At 66.5% G+C, this 17,320-nt stretch carries 18 protein-coding genes; 10 read left to right on the top strand and 8 right to left on the bottom strand.

Annotated features, from left to right (window positions below):
• The 6 genes from EBN03_RS19170 to EBN03_RS19145 all read left to right on the top strand — a co-directional run.
• Nucleotides 1–132, top strand: a 132-nt coding sequence (locus EBN03_RS19170) for an integrase core domain-containing protein (RefSeq protein ID WP_147471638.1), incomplete at its 5' end; no start/stop codon positions are given.
• A gap of 136 nt (nt 133–268) precedes the next feature.
• Nucleotides 269–802 carry a GvpL/GvpF family gas vesicle protein gene (locus tag EBN03_RS19165; RefSeq protein WP_122189413.1) on the top strand — a complete coding sequence of 178 codons (534 nt, stop codon included), beginning with the start codon at nt 269–271 and terminating at the stop codon, nt 800–802.
• 3 nt (nt 803–805) lie between these two features.
• A complete protein-coding gene (locus EBN03_RS19160; protein ID WP_122189412.1) occupies nt 806–1,045 on the top strand; it encodes a gas vesicle protein GvpG in 240 nt (79 codons plus the stop codon).
• Between the two features lie 18 nt (nt 1,046–1,063).
• A complete protein-coding gene (gene gvpO / locus EBN03_RS19155) occupies nt 1,064–1,522 on the top strand; it encodes a gas vesicle protein GvpO (protein ID WP_122189411.1) in 459 nt (152 codons plus the stop codon).
• Nucleotides 1,523–1,681: 159 nt separating this feature from the next.
• Nucleotides 1,682–1,993 carry a hypothetical protein gene (locus tag EBN03_RS19150; protein WP_122189410.1) on the top strand — a complete coding sequence of 104 codons (312 nt, stop codon included), beginning with the start codon at nt 1,682–1,684 and terminating at the stop codon, nt 1,991–1,993.
• Entirely contained in the window at nt 1,990–3,711 is a 1,722-nt protein-coding gene (locus EBN03_RS19145; RefSeq protein WP_122189409.1) for a hypothetical protein, read from the top strand. Before EBN03_RS19150 ends, EBN03_RS19145 begins: the two co-directional genes overlap by 4 nt.
• A 734-nt stretch (nt 3,712–4,445) precedes the next feature.
• Here the strand turns inward: EBN03_RS19145 and EBN03_RS33790 are convergent.
• Entirely contained in the window at nt 4,446–4,724 is a 279-nt protein-coding gene (locus EBN03_RS33790) for a hypothetical protein (protein WP_147471637.1), read from the bottom strand.
• 481 nt (nt 4,725–5,205) lie between these two features.
• On the opposite strand from EBN03_RS33790, the gene EBN03_RS19135 reads away from it, so the two are divergent.
• Together EBN03_RS19135 and EBN03_RS19130 are read left to right on the top strand one after the other, a co-directional pair.
• Complete coding sequence (locus tag EBN03_RS19135; RefSeq protein ID WP_122189408.1) at nt 5,206–5,544, top strand: hypothetical protein; 339 nt, start codon at nt 5,206–5,208, stop codon at nt 5,542–5,544.
• A gap of 390 nt (nt 5,545–5,934) precedes the next feature.
• A complete protein-coding gene (locus EBN03_RS19130; RefSeq protein ID WP_122189407.1) occupies nt 5,935–7,143 on the top strand; it encodes a site-2 protease family protein in 1,209 nt (402 codons plus the stop codon).
• A gap of 379 nt (nt 7,144–7,522) precedes the next feature.
• Here EBN03_RS19130 and EBN03_RS19125 read toward each other — a convergent pair whose 3' ends face one another.
• The 4 genes from EBN03_RS19125 to EBN03_RS19110 all read right to left on the bottom strand — a co-directional run bounded on the left by EBN03_RS19125 (nt 7,523) and on the right by EBN03_RS19110 (nt 11,438).
• A complete protein-coding gene (locus EBN03_RS19125) occupies nt 7,523–8,773 on the bottom strand; it encodes a glycosyltransferase (RefSeq protein ID WP_122189406.1) in 1,251 nt (416 codons plus the stop codon).
• A gap of 928 nt (nt 8,774–9,701) precedes the next feature.
• A complete protein-coding gene (locus EBN03_RS19120; RefSeq protein ID WP_122189405.1) occupies nt 9,702–10,079 on the bottom strand; it encodes an NAD(P)-binding domain-containing protein in 378 nt (125 codons plus the stop codon).
• A complete protein-coding gene (locus tag EBN03_RS19115) occupies nt 10,076–10,297 on the bottom strand; it encodes a hypothetical protein (protein WP_122189404.1) in 222 nt (73 codons plus the stop codon). Before EBN03_RS19115 ends, EBN03_RS19120 begins: the two co-directional genes overlap by 4 nt.
• A 502-nt stretch (nt 10,298–10,799) precedes the next feature.
• The gene (locus tag EBN03_RS19110; protein WP_122189403.1) at nt 10,800–11,438 is read right to left on the bottom strand and encodes a TetR family transcriptional regulator; all 639 of its coding nucleotides are present in this window, start codon (nt 11,436–11,438) and stop codon (nt 10,800–10,802) included.
• A gap of 119 nt (nt 11,439–11,557) precedes the next feature.
• Between EBN03_RS19110 and EBN03_RS19105 the strand changes: the two genes are divergently transcribed.
• Nucleotides 11,558–12,697 (top strand): alpha/beta hydrolase, encoded by a 1,140-nt coding sequence (locus EBN03_RS19105; RefSeq protein ID WP_122189402.1) that lies wholly within the window; start codon nt 11,558–11,560, stop codon nt 12,695–12,697.
• 374 nt (nt 12,698–13,071) lie between these two features.
• On the opposite strand, the gene EBN03_RS19100 is transcribed toward EBN03_RS19105, so the two are convergent.
• Nucleotides 13,072–13,959 (bottom strand): tetratricopeptide repeat protein, encoded by an 888-nt coding sequence (locus tag EBN03_RS19100; protein WP_122189401.1) that lies wholly within the window; start codon nt 13,957–13,959, stop codon nt 13,072–13,074.
• Between the two features lie 114 nt (nt 13,960–14,073).
• Here EBN03_RS19100 and EBN03_RS19095 point away from each other — a divergent pair, with 114 nt between their 5' ends.
• Nucleotides 14,074–14,181: an Lsr2 family DNA-binding protein gene (locus EBN03_RS19095; RefSeq protein WP_122189400.1), complete on the top strand. Its 108-nt coding sequence runs from the start codon at nt 14,074–14,076 to the stop codon at nt 14,179–14,181.
• A gap of 130 nt (nt 14,182–14,311) precedes the next feature.
• On the opposite strand, the gene EBN03_RS19090 is transcribed toward EBN03_RS19095, so the two are convergent.
• Together EBN03_RS19090 and EBN03_RS19080 are read right to left on the bottom strand one after the other, a co-directional pair.
• The gene (locus EBN03_RS19090; protein ID WP_158675678.1) at nt 14,312–15,079 is read right to left on the bottom strand and encodes a sigma 54 modulation/S30EA ribosomal C-terminal domain-containing protein; all 768 of its coding nucleotides are present in this window, start codon (nt 15,077–15,079) and stop codon (nt 14,312–14,314) included.
• A gap of 478 nt (nt 15,080–15,557) precedes the next feature.
• Entirely contained in the window at nt 15,558–17,153 is a 1,596-nt protein-coding gene (locus EBN03_RS19080; protein WP_199742872.1) for an ABC-F family ATP-binding cassette domain-containing protein, read from the bottom strand.
• Nucleotides 17,154–17,320: the final 167 nt, after the last annotated feature.

The following is a 17,320-nucleotide window of genomic DNA, read 5'->3' as shown; positions in this document are numbered from 1 at the left end:
CGGTCAGAGGCCGAGCGTCGGGCCACATTCGCCGAGTGGCTGCACACTTACAATCACCACCGCGGCCACACCGCACTCGGTGGACACCCGCCAGCCAGCCGCGTTCCTAACCTCTCAGGTCAGTACACCTAGGTCGAGTCGATGCTCGCCGGAATCCACACCGACCACACGGGAGAAGAATCCCATTATGAATAGCACCGAACGCATTGCCCGGAAACGGGGTATTCACTCAACGTGACACGGAAATCGCCGACGGAAGGCTGGGTAGATGATGTCGGCAGCGTCTACTTCGACGTTGCTCCGGACCCGCTACCCAGGATCGGCGAAGCAATGGTATTCGACCGAAGTGGCGGAAGTTTGGACCTTAAGGTGGTGCGCATCAACCACTTCTACGAAGCCGATGCGCTATGTCGAGGACGCGATCTTGCGGGAACTGCTCGACGAGAACGCCGAAGCCGACCGCCTCAAGGACGAAATCCACGGCAAACCGGAGGATGCCACCCGCAATGCGCGAATCGCGTTGGGTGAGCTGATCAATCAGGCTATCGAGGCCAAGCGAGCCCAGGATACCGCCACGGTGATCTCCGAACTCGAAAAACTCGAAGCGCTGGTCAACCAGCGCGAACCGAGCAATGAGGAGGACGCCGTCCATCTCGCGGTGCTGGTCGAATCGGCCCGCCGAAATGAGCTGGAAGAAGCATTGCGCCAGCTCATGGCGGACTGGGACGGCCGGGTGGAACTGGACCTGCTCGGCCCGATGGCGGCCTACGACTTCGTCACGAAGCGAGTCCCCGAGGAGTGAGATATGGGTCTGTTCGCCTGGATATTCTCCTTGCCCATCGCACCGGTTCGTGGCGTGATCTGGGTGAGCGAACTGATCCAAGATGAGGTCGAACAGCAGTTGCGTAGTCCCCAGGCGCTGCGGAGCGAGCTCGAGGAGATCGACCGCGCCGCGGCGACCGGCGACCTGTCCCCGGAAGAGGCCCAGGAAGCGCAGCAAGCTGTCTTGGATCGCATGACCAGCTCCGAGAAAGACTGGCGATAGACCGGAAGGAGTGACGACGTGGCGCGCGATACCGTTTCGGACGATTCCGAAGACGCTGGTCCGGCGTCGGACGAACAGCCGGCGCTGACCGCAGAGCGCGCGGCCGCAGTAGCGGTGGAACGCCTTGTGCGTCTGACTTCGAAGGACGTCCAGGGCGTCACCAGCGTGGAACCCATCGAGGATGGCTGGCTCGTGGAGATCGAGACACTCGAAGACCGCCGCATCCCGTCGTCGGCGGACATTCTGGCGCCGATGCAGGCCTGGATGGATTGGGTGGGCCGCGTCGGCCATGCCATCGTCGACCTCGGCTCGCCGCTGGTGCCCGCCTCGCCCGGCGCCGAACCCGGAATCGGCGGCTTCTCGATCATGCAGGCCGACAATGCCGAGGCCCTCCATGAGCTGATGCGGGGGCACCCGCACACCGAGCAGGGCGGCACGATCGAATGCTTCGAATACTTGACTGTGAATAAGCTGTGAGCCGATTCCGACTCCGGGGCTGGGAACTCCTCGAGATTGGGAACAGGGGGACCTCGGGGTAATTCCGCCGCGGCGTACCCTTAGCGCCATCAGCCGAGGCTGTGGGACGCGTCACATCGCCGACTGCATGCCTCGATTCGATATTCTTCGAAGGGGGCGATGATGGAATCGCTGAATGTCGATCCGGAATGGTGGCACCAGATGGGCAGACACCACCACACGGTTGCGTCCGGTATTCGGGAATGGGCGGCACCGCCCGCCGACTTCCTGCGAAACTTCGAGGCCATGTACGGTAAGGCCGCCTATTCCATGGCGCTGCGCGTGCATCAATACTATGTCGGCGTGCGGCAGCCCGCTTTGTGCGATCTGGCCGATCGGCACGCCACCGCCGGTGGGAACTGCTTCGATGTGGGGGTCACGTTCGTGGGCGACGACCAGGGCGGGATGCCGGGCGCAGTGGTGGAATCGTGAGCGATGCCGCGCAGGGCGATGGTTCGGCAACCTCCGTATCGCCGAACGACAAGTACAGCCCGAGTCTCGGTGACACGCTGCTCAATACGGAACACAACAGTGACGACACCCAATCGTTGTCGGACGCCGATTCCGGTATCGGCGATATGCATCCCGGTGACTCTCTGGTATCGCAGAACGGTCTCTACCGGTTGTCGTTCCAGAACGACGGCCGTCTGATCGTCACCGGGCCGCAGGGCGATACCAAGATCCTGTACGGAAACACGATCGTTGTCGACGGAAAGAGCAATACAGGAGCAACGCTCAGATTCCAGCGCGACGGCAATCTGGCTCTCTACACGACTCGGGACGACGCAGACGCTAATTTCACCAATTCGAACAAACCGGACGGTACCGATGCGGTGTGGTCCAGCAATTCCAATTACAGCGGCGACGAGAACTATCACAAAGGCGGTGTTCTCACCCGTGACGCTCGACCTCGCGCCGTGCAACTCGGAAACGATGGCACCCTCAGGTTCTGGGACAGTCCGGACGGGAACAAGCGGGACCCGGGCAAGAATCTCCTCGGCACCATCGACTTCGGCCTCGCGAAGCCGGAGGATCCGGCAAAACACGCGGGCGGCGGCACCTGGACCCCTATCCTGCCCGTGCCCGCCAATGCTTCGGATGCGCTGAAGGCATACATCGCCGCGACCTCGTGGAAGATGCAGACCTTGGTGGACATGATGGGCCGGAATCAGCCGCTCGTCGTGCCGTTCGTCAAGGACGGGCTGAAAGGCCAGGGCCTGGCCGATATTCACGCCCACCTGGAAGCCGGGCTGACCAGCGGGCTGAGCGGCGCGGCACAGACCGCATTCCAGGACGACCTGGCCGCCAAACGCCAGGAGGCTACTGACTGGGAGACGATCGACAAGACCTATCAGGCAACCGCGGGGCAGGTTTCGCTGGCGAACGACACCCACTTCGGTGCCATTCAGACCGCCGTGAACTCACTGGCGGGTGAACTGGAGTCCGTCGGTCCGAAGGTTTCCGCCCACTGGGTGTGGACCGACTACGACCCGACGCTGTCCAAGGTCACCGAGGACTACTTCTATCGCCGTCTCGATGACGTTCTCGCCAGCGTGATCGGGTCGGTACGGGACTACGAGCACGACGTCGGCCGACTGGCCGACGGTTTGCCGTTGCCGACGGCGCCGGATCCGAATGCCCAGCCGGCGTCGCCGAAGCCGCCGGTCGTGCCGAAACCGCCGACCCAGGTACCCGCGGCGGCGAAAGCGAAACCGCCGACGCACAATTCGAAGTCGCCGCACAGTGGGAAGTCGCCCGTTCATACCGCGAAGACTCCTGTGCACAGTGGGAAGCCGACTCATACCGCGAAGCCGCCGGCCCACACGGGAAAGCACCCCGCGCATACGGGCAAGAAACCGGTCCACACGGGCAAGAAGGCGCCTGAGCATCCGGTCACCGCCTACCGGACACCGCCGCCTCCGTCCGAGCGGGCCACGTCCCGGATCGCGGTGCCGACCGGCAACGCCGGAAAACACCACCCCGCGCACAAGCAGCACCAGCCTGGCAAGCCCCGCCACGGTGACCCGGCGGGTCCACCGCCGTCGCGGCGTGTCGTGTCCACGCAGCCGCTTCGGACGTCGTTCGCGCCGTCCGAACTGAAGGCACAGCTCGAGACGTCGACGGGGGATGCGGTGCCCGGCTCCGAATAGGACCGCCGTCCGGCCAGGTACCGGCGGTGCGCGCCGGCCCAGTGATGCTGAGCGCGAACGTCCTTGCAGTCCAGCGAGCTCGCCGCGTAGGGCCCGCGGACCTCGAGGTCGGTGACGGTCAGCAGATCGGCCAACTGCTCGAGGTTAGTCCTCGGCCCAGCGTGCTCGGACCGGTGCGACACCGAATTGGTGCTGGGCGCGCTGGAGTACGCGGTCTGGACGCGTGACGTGCGCGACGGGCAGCTGGTTCATCATTCCGACCGCGGGTCGGCGCTGTGGTCCGAGATCACCGGTGGTCTCTCGCCCCCGATGTGTCGTTTTACCAGGCCTGCCGCGGTTTTCATCCAGCCAAGAACCTGCCGAGACAGGATGATACTGGCTGGACGAGTGACGACAGGCCCGACGTGGGAGTACCTCTGACCTGGACAGACGGGAACGGATGGACACTAGATCGTAGACCGGTGCCCCAGACGCCTACGAGATCCTCGGGCTGGGCCGCGCTGTAGGTCGACAGTGAGATCGATGGGCCATGGCCATGCCAGGCGGCGACGATATGGACCGGGACCCCTGATGCGAGCATCAGCGAGACCGACGTGTTCCGCAGTCCCTTCAACAGGATTCGTCGCAGCCCGGCACGGCTGCGGGGCCGGTGGAACTCGAGTGAGTACGAATCCGGCGGGATGGGCGTGCCGTCCGCGTGGACCGCGCTCGGCCCGCCCGCATACCGCGCTTTCCTATCGTGTCGCCCACGGCGGCCGGAACGGGTTCTCGCTGCGGCGGCGCAGCTTTTCGTGTTCGACGTAGGTAACCGCGAACGAGCCGAACAGGCCCACCGCTGCCCCGATGCCGGCCAGCGTCGCCCACCCGTAGGCACTTTCGGCCGCGGTGACCAGGGCCAGCGCTGCGCACAGACCGCCGCCCAGGAACAACAACACGATGGGAAGGCTGAGAATGTCGCCCAGGCTCTCGCCAGGCCGGTTGTGATAGCTGGAGTGCGAGGTGGTGCTGCTCATCGGGGTCTCCTTCGGCGCCCGGGCCGCCGGTGTACGGCCCGCGAGTTCCAGGGTTGCGCCCTAACCTGATATCGGGAGGGCCATCCGGCCCCCTCGCAGAGGGGATGTAGCCACCTGGTCGGCAGCGAGGGTCCGTTCCTGATTACCTTGGGCTCCCGGACGATCGGGCCGCAGCGGCGGATACGACGTCTCGTCGCCGCGCTGTGGGCTGCGATGAAGGCCTGCTGTGGATCGGCATCTGTGTGCACCGATACCGGAGGCCTCAGCAAGACTCGACCCGGCCCGCAAGGGAGGAAACGGAACGCCCAGGTCCGTGCATTCCGTGATCTCCGTGCAGAGCCCTTCGGCATCTGGGACCGGGCCGAAATCGGCATCGATCGGGGTATACCAGAGGACGTTCTGCCCTTGGTTCAGCTGGGCGGGGAAGCCACGCTTGATGATGAGGATCCCCCGAGGATCGAATAGTTGGAGGGCAAGAAGTATGAAACCGTTGTCGGAATCGCTGATGGATCTCGCGGCCAGAGTCAAGCAGTTCGAAGAGTCGTCAGCCGCTGCGAGGGAAGAGAGTCGCGCCGCGCTGCGGGCTCAGCAGAAGGAATTGGGCGCGACCCTCGAGCGAGAGAGGGACGAGTTCGGAATGACGACGGCGGAACTGCGGGAGGCCGCGCAGAGTTGGTGGTCGGAGACCAGGGAAGCCCTCGAACATCAGATCGATGTGATGCGGGCCGACTTCGACAAATGGCAGGCGGACATCAAAGCGCAGCGTGCGGAACGAACCGCCGAGGCCGGCAAGACCGCTGAGCAGACGAAGGAGAGCTGACCGAACACCGTGACCAGGCCGCGGTGGCACGACACTGTCGCGCCCGGGGCAACGCCCGCCTACCGTCATCAGGCACCGACGGTCGGCGGGCGCTGCCGGGTGATCGGCCTGGCCGCTGCCGCTGCGGGCGGAAACGTGTTCACCACCGCGGAGAACATCAACTTCGCGATACCTACCGATATCGCCGTCGGCGTCGAGCGTCGCTTCGGAGTCTCCCTCGGAAGAGCTTACGAAGGCCATCGCCACCGGGGGCTTTGGTCTCTCCTTCGTGGTCGGTGCCACCGCACATGATATCGGCGGGACCCGGCGCAGCCTGTGTCCCCGCCCGACCCACTAGCAACGCCCGCCGACCGCCGCCGGTTCGGCACGGCGACAATCCAGGAGCACGATATGTTGCGGGGGACCATCCCACTGGGACGCATTGCCGGAATCCGCGTCGGACTCAACTGGTCGGTCCTCGTCACACTGGCGCTGTTCACGGTGGTGCTGGCGGCCGACCTCGACGGGCACGGTAGCCGGATCGCGGTCTGGACAGCAGCAGCGACCGCCGCCGTCCTGCTGCTCGGCGCCCTCGCCACCCATGAGCTCGCCCACTCGATCGTGGCTAGCCGCAACGGAGTTCGGGTCGACCGCATCATATTGTGGCTGCTCGGTGGAATGTCCGAGCTCACCGATGAACCACCGGATGCGCGGACCGAACTGAAGGTAGCGTTGGCCGGCCCCCTCACCAGCCTCGGCATCGCGGTCCTGGCCTTTCTCGCCGCGGCGGCCGCGCAGTCAGCCGCGCCGGGCAGTGTCGTCGTCGCGGCCCTGCTCTGGCTGTCCGTGATGAACGCCGCGCTGGCGGTGTTCAATCTTTTGCCCGGGGCACCGCTCGACGGCGGCCGGGTGCTGCACGCGGCGCTGTGGTGGCGTAACGGAGACCGATTGCGATCGGCGACCACCGCCGCGCGAGCCGGGCGGGCGCTCGGTGTCGGGCTGATCCTGCTCGGCATCGCGGAGATGGTCACGACCAGGCAACTCGGCGGGCTGTGGCTGGGGCTGCTGGGCTGGTTCCTGCAGACCTCGGCCGACGGCGAACTTGCGATCGCCGGGATGCGACACCGGCTGGGCGACACCCGGATCCGGGATGTGATGAGCACTCCGGTGTCGGTCGTACCCGCTCGCTGGACAGTCACCGACCTGCTGAATTCCACGGTGGCACACAGCAGACACCGCGTCTTTCCCGTGGTCGACGACGCCGGCCGTCCTGTCGACGTCGTCGCGTGGGCCGATCTCGCGCGGGTCACGCCGGCTCGGCGGTCCGATACGACGTTGGATGCGGTCGGCCGCGCGCTGCCCGCTGGGGCAGTCGTCACCGAGGACACCCTGCTCGCCGACGCCGCTGCCCGAGTCGTGTTGCGCCCGAAGCTCGACGCGATCGTTGCGGTCGACGCTGCCGGCCGGGTCACCGGGATCGTCACCGCTACCGACCTGGCCACCGCTTGTGATCGTTCGGCACTCGGGCTTCCCGGTGGAACGGCGACTGCGCCGGGTCCCGCCCGCCGATCGGAGGATCGCCCCACAGCCACCGGCCCTCTGGTCGGAAGGTCCCGCTGATGCGGGACCGAAGGCCCGCCCCCCGAGTCGTTTCACGACGGGCTCGAAACAACTGCGCCAGATCAATTCTCACCTGCAGAGCCTGCAACGGATCGACGTCGGAACGACTTCGGTCATGCGTCTGCCCGGGTTCAAGGACATTCAGAAGCCGGAGAGGTTCGGCGGGACGACCCGTAGGTCGGCCACACCGCACGACTCCACGACTCGATGAGAGATCGAATCGAAACCGTGGGTAACGTGGAGTCGGCGAATCGAAAGCAGGTCAGGCCCGGCATGAAACCGGGCCGGACCTGCATTGCCGGGTGGGCCTAACTCTATGAGGCCTGGACGTTGGTGATGCCGGCGTGGAAACTGTTGGCTGGTGGCGGTTCCCGGCGGCTCAGACCTTTCCGAGTGCGGCCATGTGGTCTTCGATTGCTTTGACTGCCGCGCCGGCACCGTCCTCCTGGGCGATGCCCGCCGCCAAGCGAGCGGCGTTGGCACGGTAGCTGCCGTCGGTGGTGAGGGCGCGCAAGGTGCCGACCAGGCTGTCGGCGCTCATCTTCCGCAGCGAGATGGTCCCGGGGCTGACACCGTGGTCGATCAGCCGCTGCGCCCAGAATCCCTGGTCAGCCTGCCCCGGCACCCCGGCGGCGGGGATACCCGCACGCAGGCTGGCGGAGGTGGTTCCCGCGCCCGCGTGGTGGATGGCCGCCGAGATGCGCGGGAACAGCCAGTCATACGGGACGCTGCCGATATTGAGCACGTCGTCGCCGGTGATGTCGAGCTGCAGCCAGCCGTCCTGGACCACTGCCCGTCCTCCGAAGCGGCGCAGCGCCTCGGTGACGATCTCCGACATCTCCTCGCGCTTATCGGATCGGGCGGTGGTGCTGCCGAACCCGACGAAGACCGGCGCCGGCCCGGAGTCCAGGAAATCGACCAGTTCCGCGGGCGGCTCCCAGTTGGCGGGGCGGGGCGGCCACCAGTAGCCGGTGACCTCCTCGTTGCGCCGCCAGTCGCGCGGCCGCGGCGAAACGGTGGGCGAATAGCCGTTGAGGATCAGCCATTCCGAGGCATCGCGGCGTCGACGCAGTTCCCGCGGCGACACCTTCGGCAGCCCCACCATCCGGCGCATGTCGGCGATGGTGTTCCGGAAGACGGTGTCATACATCCAGGCACCGAACTCGGCGGCACGTCGGTTGCCGTGACGGCCGAATGATCCGCCGCCGCACAAGGCCGGTGGGAACTCCACTGTCGCCGACTGGGGCGCCAACCGCATACCGATGGCCGGGATGCCTTTGGCCTCCGCGAGCGCGTGACCTGCGGCCTCCGAGATGGGGGTGATCAGGATGGCGTCCGCGGGTTCGTCGATGAGAGCCTCGATCATGCCTTCGCCGAGGTAGGTCAGCCCGTCCGGTCGCCCCAGCGATTTGGCGCGTTCGTGGTTGAGGAAGTTCGGGTCGTCGGGGTCGGGTTCGACGTCTCCACCCATGATTCGCAGTTCGAGTCCGGTGTCGAGGACCATCTGCTTGTAGATGCAGTGTGCGGCCATTACGACCTCGTGTCCTGCTGAGCGCAAGCGCAATCCGACGTCGAGCAGCGGCGCGAAATCGCCTCGGGTTCCGATGGGGGCAATGATGAATCTGCTCATGCGTGTTCTCCGGTGAGGTGTGCTTCGATGGCCTTGACCTCCTGGCCGCGGGGTGCTGCTCCGAGGCAGGTCATGGGTATCGCGAACCCGCCGGACCGACGGGACACCGACAGGTGCCGGACTCCGAAGAGCCGGTCGAGAAGATGTTGATAGGCTCCCGCATGTGGCCGCCGATGACGGCGATCAGCGTTCCCAGTGTCAAGGAACACCCACCCCGGGACTTCCTCGACACAATCCCAGCGAAGAAACCGGGAAGGGCCACTGATCCGAATGGTTCGCGATTGCGTCCCCGCAGGTTCGGGCCACGTTGGGTTCACTCTGCAAATATCGAGTGTGAAATGCTGCCCGACAACTTTTCGGGTACCCCAATCACTACCTCACCGAATGGCCGGTACCCCCTTGCCGCGTCCAGTCGGTCCAGCACGACCACCGCTGGTGGTGTCGAGAAGGGAGACATACCTTTTCGAGTAGCGACGCGGCGCGCGGAACCACTCGACCAACCATTACCGGCCACTGTTGCGTCCAATGGCGGTGTAGCAGCTCGTAGCTCGGCCCGATGTGTCGGGGCACCGTGGCCGTGGTGTGGATCGTGGAGGCAGACTGTCGGTGCTGGATCGACCGCGTCACGCGAGACGATGGCGACGGTTTTACCTGATATTGCTGCGCTGGGCGCTCCGATCGTGCGGGGCGCCGGGTACTTTCACGTCCGGAAACTGCACGTCCACAGAGCGGCGGTCCACCTTGCCTAGAACTTGCCATGACCCGGCACAGTCGCCGACCATGCCTTCGACGGAATCTACCTCGACGCCAACGCGATCAGCCCGGACAGGATGTGCCGCATCGCCGAACGGCTCACCGCTGCAGGCGCCACCGTGGTCGACGGAAGCATCTCCGGAGCACCACCGAGCAACGATCTGACGCCCCGGATCTACCTGTCCGGGCCCGAGCCCGCTGCTTCCCGCCTCCGTAACCTGTTTGCCGCGGCGGGGTTCACCAGCACTACGGTGGGCGCGGATGTCGGATCGGCCAGCGCCCTGAAGATGGTGCTCGGCTCGTACCTGCGATCGTCGAGAATGCTCACAACCTGGTCGGCCGCGTCCCAGGGGCAGATCGAGATCACGATGTCGGCCTCGGACAGCAACTCGACGGGGTCGGTGACCGGGCGAAGGCCGGCGGTGTCAGCACGGCGCTGCGAGTCGGCACTGCGGCCGGGCGGGTGCCAGATGACGTCGTTGCCGGCGAGAGCGAGGTGTGCGGCGACAGGTGCGCCCATCCGGCCGGGATGCAAAAGAGCGATGGTCGTCATGGCCCGGATCCTTCCATCTGAGGCACCGACCGGCGGGGTGTGGCGGCGGCGATCAGCTCGAGCAGGTCGGCTGTAGCCGGGGTGCGGCGGATCGAGGTGAGCGTGCGTCCCATTTCGGCGAGCCGGCCGCTGATGATGTCCGTGCTGCGGCTGCCGACGATGTCGAGCGCGGCTTCCAGATGGGTCGCCGCATCGGCGTAGTCCCGCGTGGTCAGCATCGTGGTCGCGAGATCGACTCGTGCGAGGGCGATTCCCCGAGCATGCGCCTGCCTTCCGGCTCGCTGTCGTAGAGGTTGACCGCCATTTCTGCGTCGCGGCCGGCGCGGCGGGCATTGGCATTGCCGCCGAGCAGCAGGCGCGCCGTCCCCGACGGCCGATCTCCAGCGCCGGCTTCGTTTCCCGCATGCGCAACACGCGCCGGATCAACCCCTCGTATGGCCCGTCGAAGCCATCCCGCCCTCGACGGATCTGTCAGTCCCAGGTGGAGAGGCAACCGGGCGCCTCGCGAGGTGCCGACCCCGCTGACGGCTCAACCCGCCTGACGGATCGAGCGCGAAAGGCGCTGTCGTAGTGGCGAATACGGCCAGACCGCGACCCGGTCGAATCGGTTGGGGCCGATCGTCGTTCGCGCGTGAAACCGAGTGGACGAACAAGCAACCGGAGAGGTGACCATGCTAGGTGTACATGACAGACCTGAGGCTGCGCGGTCTGCCGTAGCCCTCAGCCGTCACTTGCCACCGCGGGGATCTCGAGACCGTGCTGCAGCGCGGCGATTGTGCCGTCGAGGATCTCGTAGAGGCGGGCGAGGGACGGATCGGGGCTCGCCACCCAGTCGTCGAGCCCCACCCCCAACGCCGCAAAGCAGGTCGCGGCGGCGAGTTTAGCCCGTAGATCGTCCGCGTCCAGTCCGCCGCGGCGGGCGAAACTCCGGGCCAGCGCGTCCCGGCGGCCGACCGCGGTAGTGAAGTTCTCCTGGCGCAGTTGCGGATTGGTGATCAGCACCAGCCGCGCCCGCCGGGCGGTGTCGGCCTGGCGGCGCCGCAGCTCGGCCTCGGCCTCGTCAAGCAGGAACTCGCGCAGCGCGGCCCGCAGCGCGACGAAGACCGCCTCGTGCGGCGGGCGGCGGTCCAAGGCGGCCAGCAGGGAGGACATGACGTCCTGCTCGTGGCTGAAGACCACGGCCGCCTTGGCGGGGAAGTGGCGGTGGAAGGTACGTCGCGAGACCTGGGCGGCGTCGGCGATCTCCTGCACGGTGGTCTGCTCGAAGCCGCGGCGCTCGAACAGCAGCAGGGCGGCGTCGATCAATTCGCGCCGCACCCTGGCCTTCTCGCGTTCCCGCAACCCGGTCGGTGCCGTCATCCCGCCCTCTCGTGTCGCTGATATCCACCCTGGTGTCTCAAAGTGACACTTCTCAGGATAGTCTGGCCGAAGTGTCTCACTGTGACACCAAAGCGAGACGATACGAGAGGACTCCTCCGATGACGCGACGCATCGTGATCACCCTGGTCTCGGCGGCCGTGCTGGCCACCGGGCCGCTCGCCGCCAGCGCCCAGGCCGACCCGCCCGCCCGCGCCGAGGGTGCGGCCCCGGGCGCCGTCGTCGGCAATGAGGCTCTGGCGCAGGACCTCTGGATCGACGGCACCGGCTCGGCTCGCAAGCTCACCTACTGGACCCGCGACTCCTCCGATCAGCCCGCGCTGTCCACCGGCGTGGTGTTCACCCCGGCGGGCAGCCCGCCGCCCGGCGGCTGGCCGGTGCTGTCCTGGGAGCACGGCACCGTCGGTATCGGCGACGACTGCGCGCCCTCGGTGACCGGTCGCTCCGACCGCGACATGGGGTTCCTCGCCACCTGGATGAAGCAGGGCTACGCCATCGTCGCCACCGACTACATCGGCCTGGGTACCCCCGGCGCGCACGCCTACCTCGACGGCCGCGCGGAGGCGCACGCCGCCATCGACATGGTGCGCGCCGCCCGCTCCGCGGACGACTCGCTGGCCTCGAAGTGGGTGGCGATCGGGCAGTCGCAGGGCGGCGGCGCGACGGTATTCACCGCCTCGCTCGCGACACGTTATGCGCCCGAACTGGATTACCGCGGCGCGGTGGCGACCGGGCCGGCCTCCAATATCGTCGACGCCGCGACCCTGATCGGGCCGAACACCCCACCCATCGGGTCCTCGCACATCACCGCCTACGCCACCTACGTGTTCAACGGCCTGAAGGCGGCCCGCCCGGACTTCGACCTCGACAGCTACCTGACCCCGCTGGGCAAGCAGCTGGTGACCGACGCCCAGACCCTGTGCTTCACCCCGATGGCCGATCGCGCTACCGGTGTGTCACTGAACCAGCTGGTGTCGCGGCCGCTGGCGGACGGCGATTTCGTGCCGACCGCGCGGTCGGTCATGGATGTCCCGCTGACCGGCTACGACCGGCCGCTGTTCATCGGGCAGGGCACCGATGACACCGATGTCCCCGCACCGCTGACCGCCAAGCTGATCGCCGACATGGCCGCGGCCGGAACACATCCCGAGGTGCATGTCTACGCGGGGAAGGACCACAGCGGCGCCATGCTCGCCTCACTCGCCGACAGCGTGCCGTTCGTGACGCGACTGTTCTCCTGACGCGAAAGGCTGAGTGGCACAGAGCTACTCGGCCACCGACGATCGAGGGCTGTTCACAGTCGCACGACAGTAGCCCGCCGCTCGGCGACTTGCCCGTGAAGGGCTGCGTTCGCCGCGCGAGTGCCGACCGGTTGCACCTGAATCTGCGGCCCAACCGCTGTCGGGGTGTTCGCGTTGTGGAGCGTCAGGCCACAAGCCCGCAGTGCGCGAACATCCCGACCGAGCAGCCCGCCGGCTCTGTCGATCCAGCGGGGTGTGCATCCTGTATCTCAGTGTGTCCCTGGTGGTGTGCGCCCTCCGCTGGCATCCGCTCATGGCGATGAGCGTGCATGGGTTCGAGCACGCGGAGCCTGGCTCTGTGTCGGCGGTGTCGTTCAGGCTGGGCCGGTGGCCTGTTCGCGGAGCCATCGGCAGTAGGCGGGATCGGTGTCGGAGGCCAGGCGCTCGAATTCGTGAAGCGCTTCTGCGGTGCCGGCAAGTCGAGCATGGTGGGCTGCGCGAGCGGCGAGTAATTTGGGCTCGTGTGGGGCGTGTCGCAGGCCCGCCTGGGCAGCGGCGAGAGCGGCGGGATGGTCGCCGCGCTCTGCGTAAAGGTCGGACAGGTCGAGATGGAGTGACCAGTTCGTCGGTTCCAGGACGAGTGCACGACCGAATGCGGCGGCCGCTTCCTCGTGGTTTCCCAGCAGCCGCCACGTTCCGGCTCGAACCACCTCCGCCAGCACCGTTCGGCCCATGGCGTCGGCGCGATCACACAAAGTCAGCGACTCGTCGGTCCGGCCCAATAGGCGAAGTGAGATCGCCATTCCGGCTAGGTCTTCCGGGCCCAGACCGGCCCGAGACGTGACCGTCTCGACCGCCCGCAGCCAGGGCCTGGCGGTGTCGGCGGGCACGGCCGCGTGGTCGAAGAGTCGATACACCGCCTCGCGCAGGGCTTCGGTGCTCACCCCGGAAAGAAAAGACGTCTCGGAGAACCAGGGCGCATCCGCCCACGCGATCTGCGGGCTGATGCCGCTGAGTGCACCGAGGATGAGCGCGGCGTCGTCCATCCGGCCGTCGAGGAAGTGGCGAAATGCCAGGATCGGCGCGAGGCTCGGGTCGGCGGCGGACAACTCGCCGAGTCCGGGCAGTAGCGGGACCGCGGCCGCGTAGACCGTGGGATCGCTCGGCGCGGTTGCGATCGCCCGAGACAACTGACGGGCGGCCTGTTCTGGATCGCCGCCGCAGTGGGCCAGCACGCTCGCCAAGGTGATGTCGTGAGACATCCAACAAGGGTATAGGGCAGAGATCGCCTCTCCGGCCCCGAAATATCGTGAGGCCGAACAAGCTTTGACGCATCCGCTCCGCGCGGATCCTGCATCGAACGTCCGCACGTGCCGATGAGCGTGCGTTCGGCGTTGCCGTCGAGTGGGCACAACGGCCAGCAGGTGTCGAGCCGTGGCCGGATCCAGGCTGACGTCGTCAAGGCGTACCAAGCGGCGAACTGACCAGTCGACGGCACTCTCAGCACGTTTGGTACAAGGTTCCGTCGGCGATATCCATGCGCGGTGTGCCGGGCACACCATATATATGCGGCACCTCGCCGTGTCCGTCCAGCAGCGCCCAGACTGTGCGGTTCTATGCGGGTGCGGTGGGCGTGATCAGCGTCAGGTCGTGGTCGTAGCGGCGATACAGCAAATGGCCTCGACCGGTATCGGGATCGGTATAGAACAGGTGCGGTAGACCGAACTCGCAGAGTCGCTGTACCGCCTGGGTTTCGGTAAGTGTCAGCGTCGCTCGGGGATTCACAGTCATTACCGCCGTATCCGGCGCGACAGTCGCGGGTGGGTCGGCGCGCCGTTGACGGGCCAGGCGCGCGCCGGTGGGTCCCGCGCGGTACACGATCGCGTCCTCGCCGGTGTCAGCGTCGGTGAAAAGGTGGACGTCGTAGTCCATTTCGTCCATGACGATTACAGCCGCGGTCGGTGCCAGGACCGACAGGTCGCAGTCCTTGCGGCGAGCTACCGGCGCTGGAGTGGTGTGGGTGAGCGGTTCGCGGGTCGGGTCGGGCCAGGTGCGTAGGTTTCTGGGCCGGCTGGGCCGCTGGTTGATCTGCTGGCGGAGCCGGCGGGCCACGGCGAGGACGTTGTGCCGGTCGGTGCTGAGCGTCTGCATCCGTACCGGCCGTCCCGAGATCTGCAGGTTGACCTGGACGAGCAAGGGCCCGTCGTCGGGCCCGGCCGGCCGCATACGGACTCGGGCGGATGCCGGGGTTCCGTAGCGTTCCAGCATTCGGCCGACGAGCCCGGCGACTCGTTCTCGCTCCAGCTCCTGTACTCCGTCGGATGTGTCGACGATGATGTCGGGGAACTCCGATATCGCCCATCGGGGAGACGTGGTCAGCATTGTCGGTCGCCTCCTTGGCCAGGGTCGGATGTTCCTCGATAGCAGTGTCATCCGGCCGCGGGCTGGCGGTCAGGGCCGAAAGTCACCAGTATTCGGTCCGATCTCGGGAGGCTCATCGACTTCGTGTGGAGTGACACCCAGCGCGACGGAAGGACTTGCGCGTGGCGTGTGCCGTGCCGTACGGCCTTGTTGTCCGGAGTACTCGGTGGGGAGTCCAGGGCCGGGTCCTGTTGTTGCGTGGCTGGATTCGCTGTTCTGGGGGGGACTCCGGACAGAGCGCTGGTCCTGCGGGTTCTCAGGCCGGGCTGGGTGCGTCGGCTGACTGTCGCGCAGCAGCTGACTGGAGAGCCCAGCATCGGGCACAATGTGCCGCAGGAGGCCCCACAGCCCTTCGCCCAGGCCATCATCGACGCCGACCATCTCTGACCACTCGATGACCGCCGGTCCCGGCGGGTGGCCGGGACCGGCGGTCGGCCGACTACAAGGCTCCCCGCTGCTGGAAACTGCCGTCGGGCTCGAGCTCGATGACCGTATCGATGCCGATCCGCTTCAGGAACGGATAATCGTGGCTGACAACCAGAAGTGCACCACGGTAGTCGGTGAGAGCCTCGACCAGTTGGTCCACGCTGCCGATATCGAGGTTGTTCGTCGGCTCGTCCAGAATCAGCAGTTGCGCTGGCGGATCGGCGAATAGCAAGCGCGCCAGGCAGACTCGGAAGCGCTCACCTCCCGACAGCGAAGAGACCGGCCGTTCGACACTGCTACCACGGAGCAGGAGCCGAGCCAGCTGATTGCGGATCGTCGCCGGTGCGGTGTCCGGGGCCACCTCGTGAACGTTCTCGAGCGCACCGACGCGCTCGTTCAGGCTATCCAGTCGCTGCGGCAAATATCCGACCCTGTCGGTGAACAGCGCTCCGCGATCCGGGGCTCGGCCGTTGATCAGATTCTCGATCAAGGTCGATTTCCCGGCTCCGTTGCGGCCGACCAGAGCGACCCGCTCGGGCCCCTGGATAACGACGCTGCGGACGCCATCACGTAGTTCTGCGATCCGGCGGCTGCGCGGCACATTCGGGTCCGGCAAGTTCAGGTGAATGTGCTCGTCTTGCCGGACCCGGGTGGATGCGGCGTCCAGTACTTCCTGTGCGGCACGGACTTTCGCGTCGAGCGTAGTCCGCATCGCTCCGGCCGAGCCTTGCGCCTTACTCGCCCGGTTGCCCGCGAGAATCCGCGGAATTCCGCCGTCGCGCTGCGTGGCGCGGGCGGTGCGCTCGCGTCTGGCGAGCTTGGTCTCGGCCTCGATGCGCTGCCGCTTCTCGACTTTCAACGCCTGCTCAGCGGTGCGCGCAGCTTGCACAGCCGCGGCCTGTTCTTGCTCGAGGTGCTGTTTCCAAGCGCTATAGGGCCCGCCGAAAACATCCAACATCCCGCCGTGCAATTCCGCGGTGGAGTCCATGTGCTCGAGCAGTTCGAGGTCATGACTCACCACCACCAGGGTTCCGGGCCAGGAATCCACGAATTCCGCCAGCTTGGTACGGGTTTCGCGGTCGAGGTTGTTGGTCGGCTCATCGAGCAAGGTGATCGGCGTGCGGCGGAGGCGCAGTCCGGTGATAGCGATGAGCACGGCTTCACCACCGGAGACTTCCCCCACAGTCCGGTCTAGATCGGCTGCACCGAAACCGATCTCGTGCAGCGCTTCCTCGGTGCGGGCCTCGATGTCCCAGTCGTCACCGATCGTCTCGAAATGCGCGTCCTCGGTGTCACCTGATTCGATCGAGTGCAGGGCCGTGAGTTTGTCCGCGATACCGAGCAACTCAGCGATCGTGGCACCGCGGCCGAGGGTGAGTGTCTGGGGCAGGTAGCCGACTTCGCCGGTGGTTTCGATATGTCCGTTCGTCGGTGTCAGGTTTCCGGCGATCAATCGCAACAGGGTGGATTTGCCGGAGCCATTGCGTCCCATCAGCCCGGTGCGCCCGGTGGTGAGGGTTCCGTCGAGCTGAGCGAGCGCGACGGTTCCGTCGGGCCATTCGAAGGACAGGTTGCGCAGGGTGATCGCAGATTGCATGGATATGGACATGGGTCGTCGACTCTTTCCTGCTCGCGAACGAGCGGCCGCGTGATTTCGGAGACTGCGGGAGCAGACGAAGGCGAGAAAGGCGCGAAAAGGGCCTCGGGCCGTTTTCGATACGGGACTCCGAGTGAATGTGTGAGGACAGCGCCGCCTTCGACTGGGCGGCTAAAGTC

The organism is Nocardia stercoris, assembly GCF_003696265.1.
Taxonomy (GTDB): Bacteria; Actinomycetota; Actinomycetes; order Mycobacteriales; family Mycobacteriaceae; genus Nocardia; species Nocardia stercoris.
Note: the sequence above shows the minus strand (reverse complement) of the source record. Positions and strands in the feature narration are given on the sequence as shown.

Coding starts and splice junctions, on each gene's coding strand:
- EBN03_RS19090 (WP_158675678.1), bottom strand. CDS start 15,079: ATGCTGACCACGTCTCCCCGATGGGCGATATCGGAGTTCCCCGACATC.
- EBN03_RS19105 (WP_122189402.1), top strand. CDS start 11,558: ATGACGCGACGCATCGTGATCACCCTGGTCTCGGCGGCCGTGCTGGCC.
- EBN03_RS19160 (WP_122189412.1), top strand. CDS start 806: ATGGGTCTGTTCGCCTGGATATTCTCCTTGCCCATCGCACCGGTTCGT.
- EBN03_RS19095 (WP_122189400.1), top strand. CDS start 14,074: ATGAGCGTGCGTTCGGCGTTGCCGTCGAGTGGGCACAACGGCCAGCAG.
- EBN03_RS19110 (WP_122189403.1), bottom strand. CDS start 11,438: ATGACGGCACCGACCGGGTTGCGGGAACGCGAGAAGGCCAGGGTGCGG.
- EBN03_RS19080 (WP_199742872.1), bottom strand. CDS start 17,153: ATGTCCATATCCATGCAATCTGCGATCACCCTGCGCAACCTGTCCTTC.
- EBN03_RS33790 (WP_147471637.1), bottom strand. CDS start 4,724: ATGAGCAGCACCACCTCGCACTCCAGCTATCACAACCGGCCTGGCGAG.
- EBN03_RS19125 (WP_122189406.1), bottom strand. CDS start 8,773: ATGAGCAGATTCATCATTGCCCCCATCGGAACCCGAGGCGATTTCGCG.
- EBN03_RS19165 (WP_122189413.1), top strand. CDS start 269: ATGATGTCGGCAGCGTCTACTTCGACGTTGCTCCGGACCCGCTACCCA.
- EBN03_RS19150 (WP_122189410.1), top strand. CDS start 1,682: ATGATGGAATCGCTGAATGTCGATCCGGAATGGTGGCACCAGATGGGC.
- EBN03_RS19130 (WP_122189407.1), top strand. CDS start 5,935: ATGTTGCGGGGGACCATCCCACTGGGACGCATTGCCGGAATCCGCGTC.
- EBN03_RS19100 (WP_122189401.1), bottom strand. CDS start 13,959: ATGTCTCACGACATCACCTTGGCGAGCGTGCTGGCCCACTGCGGCGGC.
- EBN03_RS19120 (WP_122189405.1), bottom strand. CDS start 10,079: ATGACGACCATCGCTCTTTTGCATCCCGGCCGGATGGGCGCACCTGTC.
- EBN03_RS19115 (WP_122189404.1), bottom strand. CDS start 10,297: ATGCTGACCACGCGGGACTACGCCGATGCGGCGACCCATCTGGAAGCC.
- EBN03_RS19135 (WP_122189408.1), top strand. CDS start 5,206: ATGAAACCGTTGTCGGAATCGCTGATGGATCTCGCGGCCAGAGTCAAG.